We start from the raw sequence: 16,887 nt of genomic DNA, 5'->3' as shown, positions 1-16,887 counted from the left end.
GGCCCCGCCTTCGCCCCCCAGCGAACCAGCGCGTCCACGTCCGCCGGCCCCGTCCACGTCACCGCCACGTGCACCGCCACCAGCACCACCGCCAGGGTCAAAGTGACCCAGGGCACCCTGGCCACGGCCGATTGACCGATGGACAACAGGCCCGCCTGCCCCTCCTCTTGGGAAGAAAGCCCTGTCTTTTGAGGGGGATACATGGCTTGTGCAGGTAAAGCCCGTTCTGCTATGACTGTACGCGGATCGGACCCGTGCTGAAGCTCATCATCGAAGACGACGAGGGGCGCAAGACCGTTGTTCCCTTCGTGCGTGACGAGATCACCATCGGCCGTCAGGAGGGAAACACCATCCGCCTGACGGAACGTAACGTGTCTCGCCGTCACGCACGATTGGTGCGACTCAATGGCCACGTCGTGGTGGAAGACCTGGGCAGCTACAATGGCACCCGGATCAACGGCGAGCGTATCGCGGGTCAGTCTCCCCTGAAGGAGGGGGACCTGATCCAGATCGGCGACTACGACCTCGCCCTGCAGGCCGAGGGCGCCGTCAGCGCCGCTGCCCCCGCCGGCCCCATCACCACGAAGGTGCCCGCGCGCCGGCCGGAAATGGCGAAGACGGAGCCCGCGCTCGAGGCCATTTCCGGACAGGGGCAGGAGGAGGAAGAGGACACCTCCGACGACCGCGCCTCCGAGGAGGACTCGGACGGGGACGAGCACGACCACACCCCACCCCCGTCCGCCGACGTGCGCCGGCACTCCACGTCCATCATCCGGATGGACCAGGTGGAGGCGGACCGCCCCCGCAAGGTGGTGGACGTGCCCGCCGAGGACGCGCCCCGGCTGGTGGTGCTGACGCCGGACGAGCTGCGGGGCCAGGAGTTCGCCTGCGTCCGCACCGAGCTGCGCATCGGCCGCACCGACGACAACGACATCACGTTGGATCACCGCTCCCTGTCGCGCACGCACGCCAAGCTGGTGCGCGAGGAGACCGGTGAGTGGCGCGTCATCGACATGCAGTCCGCCAACGGGCTGACCGTCAATGGCGAGAGCTACGCCCAGGCCACGCTCGGCAGCGGCGACATCCTCGAGCTGGGGCACGTGAAGCTGCGCTTCCTCAACGCCGGTGACGCCGCGGACGACGTGCAAGAGGAGGCCGGCGGCGGCTCGCGCTCCAAGCTGCCGCTGGTCGTGGTCCTCGCCGCCCTGCTGCTGGGCGGCGGCGCCACCGCCTTCTACTTCCTGCGCATGCAGCCGGGTGCCACGCCGGGGCCGGCCGTCGCCCAGCCCACGGAGCCCGCCCCCGAGGAGCCCACCGCCGAGCCGGCGAAGCCGTCCTCCGGCGGCGAGGCCGTCGTGAGGGGCAGCGGAGCCCTCGATGTCCCGAAGCCTCCCGAGGTCGCCGCGCCCCCGGCCGTCACGCCTCCGAACCCGGAGCTGGTGAAGCTGGGCCAGCAGGCCATCGCGGCCCGCAAGTTCGCGGAGGCCGAGAAGCACCTCACCCAGGCCACGGACTCGGAGGGCAAGTACCCGGCCGAGGTGGAGCGGCTGCTCACCCAGGCCCAGGCCGAGCGGCTGATGGAGCAGAAGCTCGCGGACGCCCGCGCGGCGCTCGGCGCGAACAAGCTCGACGAGGCCGAGACGCTGCTGCGCGAGAGCGACGGCACGAATGCCTTCGGCAAGGAGCGCTCGGAGCTGCTCGCCCAGCTCACCGAGGCCCGCAAGAAGGCCGAGGCCGCCGCGGCGGCCCCGCCGGCCGCGCAGAACACCGTGCCCGCCAACGCCGCCGCGCCCGCCGAGGACCCGCGCGTGGCGGAGGCCCTGGCGAAGGGCAAGGCCATGCGGACCACGCAGCCCACCCAGGCCATCCGGCACCTGAACGAGTGCATCAAGCTGGCCCCGACGAATATCGAATGCCGCCTCTACCTCGGCTCGGCCTACGCCTTCGCCGAGGATTGGGACAAGGCGCTGCCGCACTTCGAGCGCTTCCTGGAGCTGGCACCGGCGGACCACCCGCGGCGGGAGTCCGTCATCAAGCTGATCAAGGAGTACACGCCGCGCCCGAAGTAGTGGTTCGCCGCCGGAGCCCTCCACCCCCCCAGGGTTCCGTCACGGCTTGATGTGCAGACACTCACCTGCAGCGAGGAGACGCTGTGCAGATTCGCATCCTGGTGGTTGATGACGAGCAGGACAACTGCGACTACCTCAAGCTGGTGCTGACCCGTGAAGGCTACGAGGTCGTGACCACGACGGACCCCACCCAGACGGTGGAGATCCTCCGCGGCTCGGACTTCCACCTCGTCATCCTGGACATGATGATGCCGCAGATGTCCGGGACCGAGGTGCTGGAGCAGATCCGCAAGTACGACACCGACGTGGCCGTCATCGTCGCCACCGCGTACCCCACGGTGGACACGGCGGTGGCGTCGCTCAAGGCCCAGGCTTCCGACTACGTGAAGAAGCCCATGGAGCCGGAGCAGTTCATCACCGCGGTCCGCAACGCGCTCCAAAAGAAGGGCCTGTCGCAGGACCCGGAGGCGGACCTGCACCGCGCCATCGGTCGCACCATCCGCGACGCACGCAAGACGCAGGAGCTCACGCTCAAGCAGCTCGCGCGGCGCACCGGCCTGTCCGTGTCGCTGCTGTCGCAGATTGAGCGCGCGGAGTCGTCCGCGTCCATCTCGTCGCTGTACAAGATTGCCTCGGCGCTGCAGCTGCGCATGGGCGAGCTGTTCGGCGATACCTGAGACGACGTGCCCTGACGAGCACCGGCCGCCGTAGCTAGCGGCCGGAGAAGCGGGGCGGGCGCTTTTCGAGGAAGGCCGCCCGCCCCTCCTTCGCGTCCTCGCTGCCGAAGGCCGCCGCGCGCAGCGCGTGCAGCCGCGCCAGCTCCGCCTCGCCCAGCGACGCCCGGGCGAGCAGTCCGAAGCCCTCCTTCATCCCCGCCACCGCCAGCGGCGCCTGCCCGGCGAGGGTGGCGCACAGTGCGTGCGCGCGCGCCTCGGCCTGCGCCGGCTCCAGGCACTCGTCCAACAGGCCCCAGTCGAGCGCCTCGCGCGCGTCCAGCTTGCGCGCGGTGAGGAAGAGCTGCTTGGCGCGAGCCAGCCCCACCAGCCGCGTGGCCCGGGCCAGCCCCTCCGGGGAGTAGACGATGCCCAGCCGCGCCGGAGGCATGAGGAAGGTGGTGCCCGGCGTGCCGATGCGGAAATCACACGCGCAGGCCAGGTCGAAGCCCGCGCCCACCGCCGCGCCCTCCACCAGCGCCACCGTGGGGGCCGGGTGCCGCTCCAGCTTGAGCAGCACCGCCATCACCCACGCGTCCGGCAGCCGGCCATCCGGCCCCGGAGGCCCCAGGCGCGTCAAGTCATAGCCGGAGCAGAAGGTGCCGCCCGCGCCGCGCACCAGCAGGGCGCGCACATGCGGGGCGGGCTCCAGCGCCGCGTCCAGCGCGTCCAGCAGCGTGTCGTTGAGCGCGTTGCGCCGGGCCGGATGGGACAGCGTGAGGACGCGGACGCCCTCACGGTCCTCCACCTGGACGGACGCTTCCGTGCCCGGCGAAGACGGCTCCACCGCTAGCCGAGCACCACGAGGACGTCGCCCTCGTTGACGGGCTGCGACTCCTTGCAGCGAATCTCCTTCACCGTGCCGCCCTCCTCGGCCTCCACCGGCATCTCCATCTTCATGGACTCGAGGATGACGAGCGTGTCGCCCGCGTTGACCTGCTGGCCGACCTTCACTTCAATCTTCCACACCGTACCGGTGATGTGCGCCGCGACGTCCGCCATGAAACGTGCCTCCTCAGGGGGTGGGTTGGGGCTGGAGCGGGCCCCGGCTGCTGCTACGCCGGCTTCGCGTGGTGCTCCAGGAAGTGCGTGTCCAGCTCGCCGGCCCGGAAGGCCGCATCCTGCACGATGCGCAGGTGGAGCGGGATGTTCGTCTTGATGCCTTCGATGCGGAAGTTCTGCAGCGCCGTCACCGAGCGCGCAATCGCCTCGTCGCGCGTGGCGCCGGAGATGATGAGCTTGGCAATCATCGGGTCGTAGTTCGGCGTGACGGTGTTGCCCTCGCCGTAGCCCGAGTCCAGCCGGACGCCCTCGCCCGTGGGGGGCTGGTACACCTTGAGGGGGCCGGGGGACGGGAAGAACTTCACCGGGTCCTCCGCGTAGATGCGGAACTCCAGCGCCGCCCCGCGCCGCTTCACGTCCTCCTGCTTCACGGTGAGGCGCTCGCCGGCGGCGATGCGCAGCTGCCAGCCGATGAGGTCCAGCCCCGTGGTCAGCTCCGTCACCGGGTGCTCCACCTGGAGCCGGGCGTTCATCTCGATGAAGTAGACCTGTCCGTCCGAGTAGAGGAACTCCACCGTGCCGGCGTTGGCATAGCCGAACGTCTTGGCGGCGGTGACGGCGGCGGTGAACAGCGTCTTCGCCAGCTCCGGGTTGCGGCCGTCCGCGAACAGCACGGAGGGCGCCTCCTCCACCACCTTCTGGTGCCGACGCTGGATGGAGCACTCGCGCTCCAGGCAGTGGATGAGGTTGCCGTGGTGGTCCCCGAGAATCTGGACCTCGATGTGGCGCGGCGCGGGGAAGTAGCGCTCCAGGTACACGCCCTCGCGGCCGAAGGCGGCCTTCGCCCGGTCCGTGCACTGGCGGAAGACCTTCTCCAGCTCGGCGGCGTCCTTGGCCACCGCCATGCCGATGCCGCCACCGCCGCTGGCGGCCTTGCACAGCACCGGGTAGCCGATGCGCTCGGCCGCCGCGAGCGCGCCCGCCACGTCCGGCACCACGCCGTCACTGCCAGGAACCACCGGCACGCCGGCCGCGGCCACCAGCTTGCGGGCCTGGCTCTTGTCCTTCATGCGCGCCATGGCCGAAGGGGGAGGACCCACGAAGGTGAGCCCCGCGTCCGCGCAGGCCTGGGCGAACTCGCCGTTCTCCGACAGGAAGCCGTAGCCGGGGTGCACGGCCTGGGCGCCCGTCTTCTTCGCGGCGTCCAGGATGGCGGCGATGTTGAGGTAGCTGTCCTTGGCGGCGGCGGGGCCGATGCGCACCGCCTCGTCCGCCTCCTTCACGAACGGCAGCTCCGCGTCCGCATCCGAGTAAACGGCGACCGTCTTCAGCCCCATCCCCCGGGCCACGGCGCTGATCCGGCGGGCAATCTCCCCGCGGTTGGCGATGAGCAGCTTCTGGAACATGGCAACGCCCTCCCCTGCGAAGGGCGGCGAACCTAACCCTCGCCCCCTCGCATGACAAGGGCGCGGACGAGCGCGCTACAGGAGGGTACAGTCCCGTAAATTTGCGGCCTTGCGAGGCCATGACGTACCTTGCCGCACCGTGAAGCCCCCTTCTTCCTCAGGCCCTGGCGGCGTGGTGGATCTGCACCGTGCGCGTCGCGCGAAGCGGCTGGACATCTACCGTTCCCGGCAGTCGGACCGCGTGCGCACCGTGCGTGCCACGCTCGAAGCCCTCACCCAGAGCGGCACCCTCTTCACGAAGGAGGGCACGCGGCGCGGGCTGTCGCTGCTGAAGGCGCTGCAGTTCCTGCAGCGGGCCGGCGCCCGTCTGGACGAGCTGTCCGGCGGCGGCGTGCTGCCCGCGCCTCGCAGGCCGGAGCGCGTCGACGCGCTGTACTCGGAGGTGGATGACCTCTTCGAGCGCGCGGACAAGCTGGCCGGCCGCGACGAGGCGAGCGTTGCCCGCCTCCCGGGCAACCAGGGCTGAAGGCCCCGGCTCCCCCACTCCCCTCCCTACCCTACGGCAGCTCCGTCTGGCCCTGGCGCCGGAGGAACGTGGGGATGTCAAACTGATCCTCGTCCAGCGGCAGCGCGGCGTCCTTCACCACGGCGGTGCGGGCGCTGACGGCCTTGCCGCCCTCCACGGAGGACAGCGAGCGGGACGGGGCGCCACCCTTGGTGGGCACGAGGCTGGCCACCTCCTCACGCTCGCGCTCACGCGCGTTGGCGAGCACGGAGGCCGGAGCCGGACGGGACAGCGGCACCTGCACCACCGGCGCCACGGGGCGCGCCTTGGGCGCGTCGCGGTGGACGAAGCCAGTGGCGATGATGGTGATCTTCACCTCATCCTGAATCTGGTCGTCGATGAGCGAGCCGAAGATGATCTCCGCCTCGCTGTCCGCCGCGTCGTGGACCAGGGTGAGCGCCTCGTTGACCTCCTGAAGCGTCATGTCCCGGCCGCCGGTGATGTTGATGAGCAGGCCGGTGGCGCCGTCGATGGAGACATCCTCCAGCAGCGGGCTGGAGATGGCCTGCTGCATGGCGGTGAGGGCGCGCTTGTCGCCGGACGCGTGGCCGGTGCCCATGAGCGCCAGGCCCTTGTCGCTCATGATGGTCTTCACATCCGCGAAGTCCACGTTGATGTAGCCGTGGTACTGGATGAGGTCGCTGATGCCCTGCACGGCGTTCAGCAGCACCTCGTCCGCGCGCTTGAAGGTCTCCAGGAGCGGCATCGGCTCGTTGGAGAGCGACAGCAGGCGCTGGTTCGGGATGGTGATGAGGGTGTCCACCGCGGCCTTCAGCTCCACGATGCCCTGCTCGGCCTGCTTGCGGCGCTTGTTGCCCTCGAAGAGGAAGGGCTTGGTGACGACGCCCACCGTGAGGCAGCCCAGGCTCTTGGCGATGTCCGCGATGATGGGCGCGGCGCCCGTGCCGGTGCCGCCGCCCATGCCGGCGGTGACGAACACCATGTCGGCGCCCTCGAGCACCGCGGCAATCTGGTCCCTCGACTCCAGCGCGGCCTCGCGGCCCATCTCCGGGTTGGCGCCCGCGCCCAGGCCCTTCGTCAGCGTCTGCCCGAGCTGCAAGCGCGTGGGCGCCTTGCTCGCGGCGAGCGCCTGCACATCGGTGTTGGCGGCGATGAAGTCGACCCGGTCGAGCTTCGAGAGAATCATCGTGTTGACCGCGTTGCAGCCGGCCCCACCTGCCCCCACCACCCGAATCTTGGCGGCCTGCTTGTTCTGTTCGAACTGGTCCATGGCGGTCCTTTCGGCTGGAGCGGCGCGGTGCAGCGCGCGCACTCCCAACCTCCACAATCATCAGCAAGTCCCGCTCTTTGGCAAGTATTCCGCTACGCGCCTGTAGCAAGCTGCTGCGCCGCCGAGTCCTCACGCGGACTTACGCAGCATCCCCCACGTGCACGCGGTGCGGCGCGGTGGGTGCACTTCACCTCTTGACTCGCGAAAAGCGGCACGCCTCGCCGGGTCGGAATCACGCGTCGCTGAAAACGCGAAGGGTGGTCCCGGCACCACGTCCAGGACCACCCTCGCGCATTCGTTCGCTGTGCATCACACGGCGCTCATCGGCGCCAGCAGCGCGCCTTGAGCACCGCGCGGCGGAGCGTCAGGGCGCCTCGCGCTCCACCTCCACCTTGCCCACGCGGAGGATGGTGAACTCCACGCGGCGGTTGTTCTCGCGGCCCGCCGCCGTCTTGTTGGTGTCCACCGGCTTCGTCTCGCCGTAGCCCTCGGACTCGAGGCGGTTGGCGGCGATGCCCTCCTTGATGAGGAAGGCGCGCACGTTGGCGGCGCGGCGCTTGGACAGGTCCAGGTTCTTCGCGTCGCTGCCCTGGTTGTCCGTGTGGCCCTCGATGCGCAGCAGCTCCACCTGCGGGTTGGCGCGCAGCACCGCGGCCACCTGCTTCAGCAGCGGGAAGGAGCGGGCGAGGATGATGTCCTTCGACGTGGCGAAGTACACCTTCTCCAGGATGAGGATGCGCTCGCCATCGACCTGCACCTTCACCTTGCCCTTGTCGGGGCAGCCGTCGGTGTCCTGCACGCCGTTGATGACCTCGGGCTCGTTCGGGCACTTGTCCGCCGTGTCGGCGATGCCGTCCCTGTCGTTGTCGAGCTCGGGGCAGCCGTCCGCGTCCTCGAAGCCGTCCTTGTCCTCGGCGACCCTGGGGCAGCCGTCGTTCGGGTCCAGCAGGCCGTCACCGTCGGTGTCCACCGGCGCGGGCTCCGTGTCCGGGCAGCCGTCCGCGTCCTGGTGGCCGTTCTGCGTCTCCGGCTGGTTCACGCACTGGTCGGAGCCGTCGAGGATGCCGTCCTGGTCGTTGTCCACGTCGGGGCAGCCGTCCGCGTCTTCGAAGCCGTCCTTGTCCTCGGGCTCGGTGGGGCACGGGTCATTGCCGTCCACGATGCCGTCGTTGTCCGTGTCCACCGGCGCGGCGGGCTCCGCCTTCGGCTGGCGTGACGGCGCGGGGCTGTAGCTCAGGCCCGCGAGCACGCGGAAGCCCGGCGTGCCGTAGCCGCGGGTGAGGCCCGGCCCGGCACCCACGTGCGCGGACAGGCCGCCCAGGGAGCGGTACTTCAGCGCCGCCAGCAGCTCCAGCGGGCGCTCCTCCGTGTCCTGCTCATCCAGGTTCAGCGCGCCCACCACCGTGGCCGCGGCGGCCAGCGGCAGCTCGCCCACGGTGAAGGGCACCTCGGCGCCCACGCCGTAGGTGAAGGCGTTGCCGGTGGTCAGGTTGCGGAGCTGCTGCTGCTTGCGGAAGTCCACGCCCACGTTGGCGGCCAGGCGGAACCGCTGCCCGTACTCGGCCACCAGGCGCGGCTGCACGCCCACGCCCGAGCCACCGAGGAAGTCCGAGGCGCCGCCCGTGGGCAGCACCACCGGCACCGCCAGCGCCAGGCCGAAGTCCTCACCGTCGATGAGCCGCGCTTTGGGCACCAGCCGCAGGTCGCCGATGCCGCCGGAGCCCACGCCCTGGGAGAAGGACGGGTCCACCTGCGGCGCCGGATCCGAGTCCTGCAGCGTCACCGGCAGCACCACGCCCAGCTCCAGCCGGTCGAACAGACCGACCGCGCCCATCAGGTCCAGCCCCACCTGGCTGCGAACCAGGGCGGTGATGAACCGGTCCTGGCGCGGGTCCAGGAAGTTGAGCGGCTTGTCCGCGTAGTTGAGGGACAGGCCCACGTTCCAGCCCAGGTGGGGCTGCACGCGGGCGCTGTGCACGCCGAGGATGTCGTGAACGCTCGGCCCCGGCTTGTACTGCTGCACGTCGATGGCCTGCGAGGCCGTGGGCGCCGTCACCTGCGCCTCGGCCACGGGGGCCACCAGCGCGCCGGCGAGCGCGACGCCACCCGCGGCACCGGCGACGAGGGCCCGCGAGGAACGCCCGGCCGAGCGGCGCAGGCGGCCCAGCAGGGGCAGCGCGAGGAGCAGCATCGCCAGCGGCGCGAAGGTGCCCGCCCCGCCCGTGCTGCAGCCACGGCCCACCACGACGAAGTCGTCGTTGCCATCCAGCGGGTTGCCACCGCCGTTGACCTCGTCACCGTCGCTGGCGCCGCCCAGGTCCGTGTCGCGGTTGTTCGGGTCGGTCTCGCCGTTGTCGAGGCCGCCGTTGTGGTTGGCGTCCTCCACGCCGTCCTTCAGCCCGTCCTCATCCGAGTCGGCGTTGAGCGGGTCGGTGACGTTGGTGCCGCGCACCTCCACCCCGTCGCTGAGGCCGTCGTCGTCCGTGTCCGCGTTGCGCGGGTCGGTCTCCGTGGCCCCCACGCGGCCATTGTGGTCCGCGTCCTCCACGCCGTCGTTGAGCCCGTCACCGTCCGTGTCCGCCTTCTTCGGGTCGGTGGTGGTGCTCGGGTCCTCATCCGGGCGGAAGTTGGGCGAGTCGAGGTTGGTGCCCACCGGTGCGTTCTCCCGCGTCACGCCCCGCTCCGTACCGTCGAGCAGGCCGTCGTTGTCGCTGTCCGGGTCAAGGGCATCGCGGATGCCGTCTCCGTCCGTATCGGTGATGCCGTCCACGCCGTCGGGCACGCCGTCGTCGTCCGTGTCCGCGTCGCGCGGATCCAGCCCCAGCTCGATTTCGGTGTTGTCGTCGATGCCGTCGCGGTCCGAGTCGGTGTCGTCCGCGGCGACATTCGGGTCGGTCTCCCCCGCGTCCACGCGGCCGTTGTGGTTCGCGTCCTCCACCCCGTCGCGCACACTGCCGCCGTCCGTGTCGACGCTCAGCGGGTTCGTCGTGGTGGTCGGGTCGAGATCCGGCGTGAACACGGCCAGGTCGGTGTCGCTGCCCTCGGGCTCCGTCAGGCCGCGCTCCAGGCCGTCCATCAGGCCGTCACCGTCCGTGTCCGCCTCGTTCGGGTCGGTCTCGGTCGCATCCACGATGCCGTCGTGGTCGGCATCCTCGGTGCCGTCGAGCAGGCCGTCGTCATCCGAGTCGTCGTCGAGCGGGTCCGTCTCCCCGACGTTCACCTCGATGCCGTCCGGCACGCCGTCGCCGTCCGTGTCCGGGTTGTTCGGGTCCGTCCCCAGCGTGCCCTCCTGGGCGTCCGTGAGGCCGTCGCCGTCCGTGTCGACGCTGACCGACCAGGTGTAGGTGGCCGGCGTCGGGTCCACGTTGCCGGCCGCATCCACCGCGCGCACCTCCAGGGTGTGGTCCCCCGAGGCCAGGTTGGTGAAGGTGGCCGGGTCCGCGCACGCCGCGAAGGCCGCGCCGTCCAGGCTGCACTCGTACGCCACACCGCCGTTCGCCGAGTCGAGGTCGAAGGTGGCCGTGCTCGGCGCGTCCGTGCGCGGCGGGCCGCTCACGATGAGGGTGTCCGGCGCGGTGATGTCCACCGTCCAGGTGTACGTCGCGGGCGTCGGGTCCACGTTGTCATCCGTGTCGCGGGCGCGGACCGCGAGGGTGTGCTCACCCTCCGCCAGCCCGCTCAGCACGAACGGAGTGGCGCACGAGGTGAAAGCCGCGCCATCCAGGCTGCACTCGTAGGTGACCGGCGACTCGTCCGAGGTGAACTCGAACGTGGCGCTGGTGCTGTTGGTGAGCGAGGGAGGCGTGGCGGTGAAGCTCGTCTCGGGGGGCAGCGCGTCCACCGAGAACGTGTGCGTCACGGACGGGCTGGTGTTGCCCGCCGGGTCCGTGGCCGTGACGGTGACGGAGTGCGGCCCGTCCACCAGCGGCGTGCCCGGAGTGAGCGTCCAGTTGCCGGCGCCATCCGCGGTCGTCGTGCCCACCACGACATTGTCCACCACCACCGTCACCGTGGCGCCGGGCTCCGTCGTGCCCGAGTACGTCACCGTCGGCGTGGTGACCACCGCGCCGTCGGCGGGCGTGGCCAGGGTGATGTCCGGCGCCCCCGTGTCCACCGTCCAGGTGTACGTCGCGGGCGTCGGGTCCACGTTGCCGGCCGCATCCACCGCGCGCACCGCCAGCGTGTGGTCGCCCGTGGCGAGGGCCGAGAAGGTGACCGGGTCCGGGCACGCCGCGAAGGCCGCGCCGTCCAGGCTGCACTCGTAGGTCACCGGGCTCTCGTTGGAGGAGAAGTCGAAGCTGGCGGTGGTCTCGCGGGTCAGCGCCGCCGGGCCACTGACGATGGTGGTGTCCGGCGCGGCGGTGTCCACCGTGAAGGTGGACGTCGCCGGGGTGCTGGTGTTGCCCACGCCGTCATGCGCCACCACGGAGACGGTGTACGGGCCGTCACCCAGCGAGACGGGAGGCGTGAAGTTCCAGTTGCCCGTCGCATCCACCGGGATGGGGCCATACGTCGTGCCATCCAGCGTCAGCGTCACGGACGTGGCGCCATCCGCGGTGCCGGTGATGTTCACCGTGCCGCTCGTGAGCACGGCGCCATCGGGCGGCGTGAGGATGGTCGGGACGATGGGCGCCGTGAGGTCCACCGTCCAGGTGTACTCGTCCGGCGTCGGGTCCACGTTGCCGGCCGCATCCACCGCGCGCACCGCCAGCGTATGGTCGCCCTCGGCGAAGCCCTCGAAGGTGACGGGGTCGCTGCACGCCACGAAGGCCGCGCCGTCCACGCTGCACTCGTAGGTGACGTTCTGCTCGGTGGCGGAGAACTCGAAGGTGGCCGAGCTCTCACGGGTGGTGAGCGCGGGGCCGGAGTCGATGAGCGTATCAGGCGCCGTGGTGTCCACCGTCCACCGATGCTCGGCGGGCGTCGGGTCCACGTTGCCCACCGAGTCCACCGCGCGCACGAGCAGCACGTGCTCACCGTCCGCGAGGCCGTTGAAGGACGACGGGTCCGTGCACGACACGAACGAGGCGCCATCCAGGCTGCACTGGTAGGCCACGCCCCCGTTCTGCTGGTCGAAATCGAAGGTGGCCGAGCTCTCACGGGTGATGGCCGCGGGGCCAGACACGATGAGCGTCTCCGGACCCGACAGGTCGACGGTGAAGGTGCTCGTCACCGGGCCAGCGGTGTTGCCGGCGGCGTCCACGCTGCGGGCGGACACCGTGTAGGTGTCCTCGTCGAGAGGCACGGGGACCGTGAAGCTCCAGGTGCCATCCACGCCCACGGGGATGGGGCCATGGGTGGCGCCGTCGAGGTCCAGGTAGATGCTGCTGCCCGCCTCGCCGGTGCCGGTGATGGTGGGCGTCGCGGTGCCCACCGTCTCGCCATTGCCGGGCGCGGTGATGGTCGGAGCCGTGGGCAGCGTCAGGTCCACCGTCCACGCGTAGGTGGCGGGGTCCGGGTCCACCGTGCCGAGCGCGTTGACCGCGCGGACCGCCAGGGTGTGGTTGCCCTCCACCAGGCCGCTGAAGGTCACCGGGTCGGAGCAGGCCACGAAGGCCGCGCCGTCCAGGCTGCACTGGTAGGACACGCCGCCGTTGATCTGGTCGAAGTCGAAGGTGGCGGACGTCGCGTTGGTGCGGACCGCCGGGCCGGAGACGATGAGCGTGTCCGGAGCCGTCGTGTCGACGAGGAAGTCATGTGCCGTCGCCTCGCTGGTGTTGCCCGAGGCGTCCGTCGCCGTGGCCTCCACCGTGTGCTGGCCGTCGGTCAGGTCCTGCGTCTCGGTCAGGCTCCACTCGCCGTCCAGGTTCGCCGTCACGGTGCCCACGACGCGGCCATCCACCTCGACCGTCACCTGGGCGCCCGGCTCGGCCGTGCCCTGGTACGTCGGGCGCCGGGTGGCGACCGTCGTCCCGTCCTCGGGACGGGTGATGTCCGGAGCATCCGGGGCCTGCGTGTCCACGCGGAAGTCGGACGGCTCGCTGGGTTCGCTCACGTTGCCGGCGGTGTCCGTGGAGGTGGCCACCACCGTGTGCGGGCCCTGAATCAGGTCCACCGGGCAGGGGAACGTCCAGTCGCCATTCACGTCCACCGGCGCGGTGCCCAGCACCACGCCGTCCACCACCACCGTCACCACGGTGCCCGGGTCGGCCGTACCGGCGAACGTCGGGCGCTGCGTGGGCACCACCGAGCCGTTGGCCGGAGCGGTGACGACGGGAATCCCGGGCGCGGTGCGGTCCACCGTCCACGCGTACGTGGCCGGAGTCGGGTCCACGTTGCCCGCGGCGTCCACCGCGCGCACGGACAGCGTGTGGCCTCCCTCGGCCATGTTCGCGAAGGTGCTCGGGTTGGAGCAGGCCACGAAGGCCGCGCCGTCCAGCGAGCACTGGTACGTCGCGTTCGCCGTGTCGCTGCCGAAGTCGAACGTGGCGGTGGTGACGTTGGTCACCGGAGCCGGGCCGTTGACAATCAGCGTGTCCGGCGCCGTCGTGTCCACCGTCCAGGCGTACGTCGCGGGCGAGGGGTCCACGTTGCCGGCCGCATCCACCGCGCGCACCGCCAGGGAGTGGTTGCCATCCGTCAGCCCGGTGAAGGTGCGCGGGTCGGCGCAGGCCGTGAAGGCCGCGCCGTCCAGCGAGCACTGGTAGGTGACGGGGCTCTCGTTGGAGCTGAAGTCGAACGTCGCGCTGGCGCTGTTCGACAGCGCGGGCGGGCCGCTGACGATGGTCGTATCCGGCACGGCGGTGTCCACCGTCCAGGTGTACGTCGCGGGCGTCGGGTCCACGTTGCCGGCCGCGTCACGCGCGCGCACCGCCAGCGTGTGGCTGCCATCCGCCAGCCCGCTGAAGGTGCTCGGGTCCGAGCAGGCCACGAAGGTCGCGCCATTCAGCGAGCACTCGTAGGTGACGGGGCTCTCGTTGGAGTTGAAGTCGAAGGTGGCCACCGCCGAGCTGGAGCGCGTGGGCGGCGTGCTGGTGAACGACGTATCCGGAGCGGTGGTGTCCACCGTCCACGTCCGGGTGGCCGGAGTCGGGTCCACATTGCCGGCCGCGTCCACCGCGCGCACCGCCAGCGTGTGATTGCCCTGAGCCAGCCCCGTGAAGGTCTGCGGGTCGGTGCAGGCCGTGAAGGCCGCGCCGTCCAGCGAGCACTGGTAGGTGACGGGGCTCTCGGGGGAGTCGAAGTCGAACGTCGCGCTGGTGGAGCTCGTCGTGCCCGTGGGGCCGCTGACGATGCTGGTGTCCGGGGCCACCGTGTCGACGGTCCACGTGTACGTCGCGGGCGTCGGGTCCACGTTGCCCGCGGCGTCCACTGCCCGCACCTCGAGCGTGTGGCTGCCGTTCGTCAGGCCCGTGAAGCTCGACGGGTCCGCGCACGCGGTGAAGAGCACCGCGCCGTCCAGGCGGCACTCGTACGTCACCGGGCTCTCGTTGGAGTTGAAGTCGAAGTTGGCCACCGCCGAGTTGGAGCGCGTGGGCGGCGTGCTGGTGAAGGTGGTGTCCGGCGCCACGGTGTCCACCGTCCACGTCCGGGTGGCGGGCGTCGGGTCCACGTTGCCGGCCGCGTCGCGCGCGCGCACCGCCAGCGTGTGGCTGCCCTGGGCCAGCCCCGTGAAGGTCTGCGGGTCGGTGCAGGCCGCGAAGGTCGCGCCGTCCAGCGAGCACTCGTACGTCACCGGGCTCTCGGGAGAGCTGAAGTCGAAGGTGGCGGACGTGGAGGCCGTCACTCCCGACGGGCCGCTGACAATCGTCGTGTCCGGCACGGTGCTGTCGATGGTCCACGCGTACGTCGCCGGAGTCGCGTCCACGTTGCCGGCGGTGTCACGCGCGCGGACCGACAGGGTGTGGTTGCCCTCGGCCAGACCGGTGAACGTGCGCGGGTCGGTGCAGGCCACATAGGCCGCGCCGTCCAGCGAGCACTCGAAGGGGGCCGTCGCGTCGTTGGAGCTGAAGTCGAACGTCGCGCTGGTGGCGTTCGTCACCGTCGCCGGGCCGCTGACAATCGTCGTGTCCGGCGCCACGGTGTCCACCGTCCAGGTGCGGGTGGCCGGCGTCGGGTCCACGTTGCCCGCGGCGTCCACCGCACGCACCGACAGGGTGTGGTTGCCCTGGGCCAGACCCGTGAAGGTCTGCGGGTCGGTGCAGGCCACAAAGGCCGCGCCATCCAGCGAGCACTGGTACGTCACCGGGCTCTCGGGAGAGCTGAAGTCGAACGTCGCGCTGGCGGAGTTCGTCGCGCCAGAGGGGCCGCTGACAATCGTCGTGTCCGGCGCCGTCGTGTCCACCACCCAGATGTAGGTCGCGGGAGTGGCATCCACGTTGCCCGCGGTGTCGCGCGCGCGAACCTGCAGCGTGTGGCTGCCCTGCGCCACGGTGAAGGACTGCGGGTCGGAGCAGGCCACGTAGGCCGCGCCGTCCAGCGAGCACTCGTAGGTGACGGGGCTCTCGTTGGAGTTGAAATCGAACGTGGCCGTCGTGCTGCTGGTGACGGCCGGCGGACCGCTCACGATGGTGGTGTCCGGAACGGAGGAGTCCACCCGCCACGCGTACGTCGCGGGAGAGCCATCCACGTTGCCGGCCGCATCCACCGCGCGCACCGCCAGGGTGTGGTTGCCGTCCGCCAGACCGGTGAAGGCCTGCGGGTCGGTGCAGGCCACGTAGGCCGCGCCGTCCAATGAGCACTGATAGGTGACCGGCGTCTCGTTGGAGTTGAAGTCGAAGGTGGCCGTCGTGGCGTTCGTCACCGCCGGCGGGCCGCTCACGATGGTGGTGTCCGGCAGGGTGGTGTCCACCCGCCAGGCGTACGTCGCCGGAGTCGGGTCCACGTTGCTGGCGGCGTCACGCGCGCGCACGGACAGGGTGTGATTGCCCTCGGCCAGGCCGGTGAACGTGCGCGGGTCAGCGCAGGCCACGTAGGCCGCGCCGTCCAGCGAGCACTCGTAGGTGACCGGCGTCTCGTTGGAGCTGAAGTCGAACGTCGCGCTGGTGGCGTTCGTCACCGCCGGCGGGCCGCTCACGATGGTCGTATCGGGCGGGGTGGTGTCCGCCGCCACGGTGAAGGTGTTGGTGTTGCTGCGGACGCTGGACACGCCCTGCAGCTCCGCGATGGCGCTCACGGTGTGCGCACCAGCCGCGAGGTCCGCGGTCGGCGTGAAGGTGTAGTTGCCCGCGGCGTCCGCCGGCACACGGGCGAGCTCCACCCCGTCGACGTAGAGGATGACCGTCGAGTTCGCCGGCGCCGTCCCCGTGATGGGAGGACGCACGCCCGTGATGGAGCCGTTGGCCGGCGTCACCACCACCGGGGCGGCGACCGTCGTCGGGAAGGCCCCCGGCAGCACGGTGACCACACCCGGGCTTCCGGCCACGGCGCCGTAGGCCAGGCCATCCGGATAACCCGCCGAGGGCTGGGTGCCCGCCGCGCCGCCCGTGACGACAGGCGTGCAGCCGACCGTCGTCCCCTGCACCAGGATGTGCCCACCGCCACCACCACCGCCCGTTCCGTGAGGGGTCGCGAAGGCGGCGCTACCACCGCCACCACCGCGCGCCGTGACGGTGTTCGCGGTGCAGGCCAGCGAGCCCGTGAAGCGCATGTAGATGGTACCACCCGCGCCACCACCACCCGCTGCATCGTTGCCCGCGCCTCGCGCGTTCTGCCCCGCCACGCCATCCGCGGACACGACGCCATTGCCCGTCAGCGACGCGGCGCGCATGAACACGAGACCACCACCAGCGTTGCCCATGCCGCCGAGGTCGTCGTTGCTATGGCCCGCGCCACCACCACCGCCGAAGAGCCCGCGGGTCACGGCGTCATAGTTCATCTGCACGCCACCCAGTCCACCCACGTCCCGCGAGGCCACCGGCACATCACCGCTCCAGGTACGCCCGCCCTTGCCACCCCGGCC

At 71.1% G+C, this 16,887-nt stretch carries 8 protein-coding genes; 3 read left to right on the top strand and 5 right to left on the bottom strand.

Annotated features, from left to right (window positions below; translation table 11 throughout):
* Nucleotides 1-254 precede the first annotated feature (254 nt).
* Together HG543_RS39185 and HG543_RS39180 are read left to right on the top strand one after the other, a co-directional pair.
* Complete coding sequence (locus HG543_RS39185; RefSeq protein WP_169350028.1) at nt 255-2,069, top strand: FHA domain-containing protein; 1,815 nt, start codon at nt 255-257, stop codon at nt 2,067-2,069.
* 83 nt (nt 2,070-2,152) lie between these two features.
* A complete protein-coding gene (locus HG543_RS39180) occupies nt 2,153-2,746 on the top strand; it encodes a response regulator (RefSeq protein WP_002634367.1) in 594 nt (197 codons plus the stop codon).
* A gap of 34 nt (nt 2,747-2,780) precedes the next feature.
* Here HG543_RS39180 and HG543_RS39175 read toward each other — a convergent pair whose 3' ends face one another.
* From HG543_RS39175 to HG543_RS39165, 3 genes are read right to left on the bottom strand one after another with little or no spacing between them, the layout of a single operon-like run.
* The gene (locus HG543_RS39175; protein WP_169350027.1) at nt 2,781-3,569 is read right to left on the bottom strand and encodes an enoyl-CoA hydratase-related protein; all 789 of its coding nucleotides are present in this window, start codon (nt 3,567-3,569) and stop codon (nt 2,781-2,783) included.
* 2 nt (nt 3,570-3,571) lie between these two features.
* Nucleotides 3,572-3,784: a biotin/lipoyl-binding carrier protein gene (locus HG543_RS39170; protein ID WP_169350026.1), complete on the bottom strand. Its 213-nt coding sequence runs from the start codon at nt 3,782-3,784 to the stop codon at nt 3,572-3,574.
* 53 nt (nt 3,785-3,837) lie between these two features.
* Nucleotides 3,838-5,190, bottom strand: a complete 1,353-nt coding sequence (locus tag HG543_RS39165; protein WP_169350025.1) for an acetyl-CoA carboxylase biotin carboxylase subunit — start codon at nt 5,188-5,190, stop codon at nt 3,838-3,840.
* A 172-nt stretch (nt 5,191-5,362) separates the two neighbouring features.
* Between HG543_RS39165 and HG543_RS39160 the strand changes: the two genes are divergently transcribed.
* Nucleotides 5,363-5,716, top strand: coding sequence for a hypothetical protein (locus tag HG543_RS39160; protein ID WP_169350031.1), 354 nt, complete (start codon nt 5,363-5,365; stop codon nt 5,714-5,716).
* A 31-nt stretch (nt 5,717-5,747) separates the two neighbouring features.
* Here the strand turns inward: HG543_RS39160 and ftsZ are convergent, their stop codons facing one another.
* Together ftsZ and HG543_RS39150 are read right to left on the bottom strand one after the other, a co-directional pair.
* Entirely contained in the window at nt 5,748-6,986 is a 1,239-nt protein-coding gene (ftsZ, locus tag HG543_RS39155) for a cell division protein FtsZ (RefSeq protein ID WP_169350024.1), read from the bottom strand.
* A 364-nt stretch (nt 6,987-7,350) separates the two neighbouring features.
* Nucleotides 7,351-16,848 (bottom strand): Ig-like domain-containing protein, encoded by a 9,498-nt coding sequence (locus tag HG543_RS39150; RefSeq protein WP_343073552.1) that lies wholly within the window; start codon nt 16,846-16,848, stop codon nt 7,351-7,353.
* Nucleotides 16,849-16,887 lie beyond the last annotated feature (39 nt).

The organism is Pyxidicoccus fallax (assembly GCF_012933655.1).
Classification (GTDB): Bacteria; Myxococcota; Myxococcia; order Myxococcales; family Myxococcaceae; genus Myxococcus; species Myxococcus fallax.
Note: the sequence above shows the minus strand (reverse complement) of the source record. Positions and strands in the feature narration are given on the sequence as shown.

Bases quoted from the DNA above. Each gene is read 5' to 3' on its own strand.
- HG543_RS39165 (WP_169350025.1), bottom strand. From the start codon at position 5,190: ATGTTCCAGAAGCTGCTCATCGCCAACCGCGGGGAGATTGCCCGCCGG.
- ftsZ (WP_169350024.1), bottom strand. From the start codon at position 6,986: ATGGACCAGTTCGAACAGAACAAGCAGGCCGCCAAGATTCGGGTGGTG.
- HG543_RS39170 (WP_169350026.1), bottom strand. From the start codon at position 3,784: ATGGCGGACGTCGCGGCGCACATCACCGGTACGGTGTGGAAGATTGAA.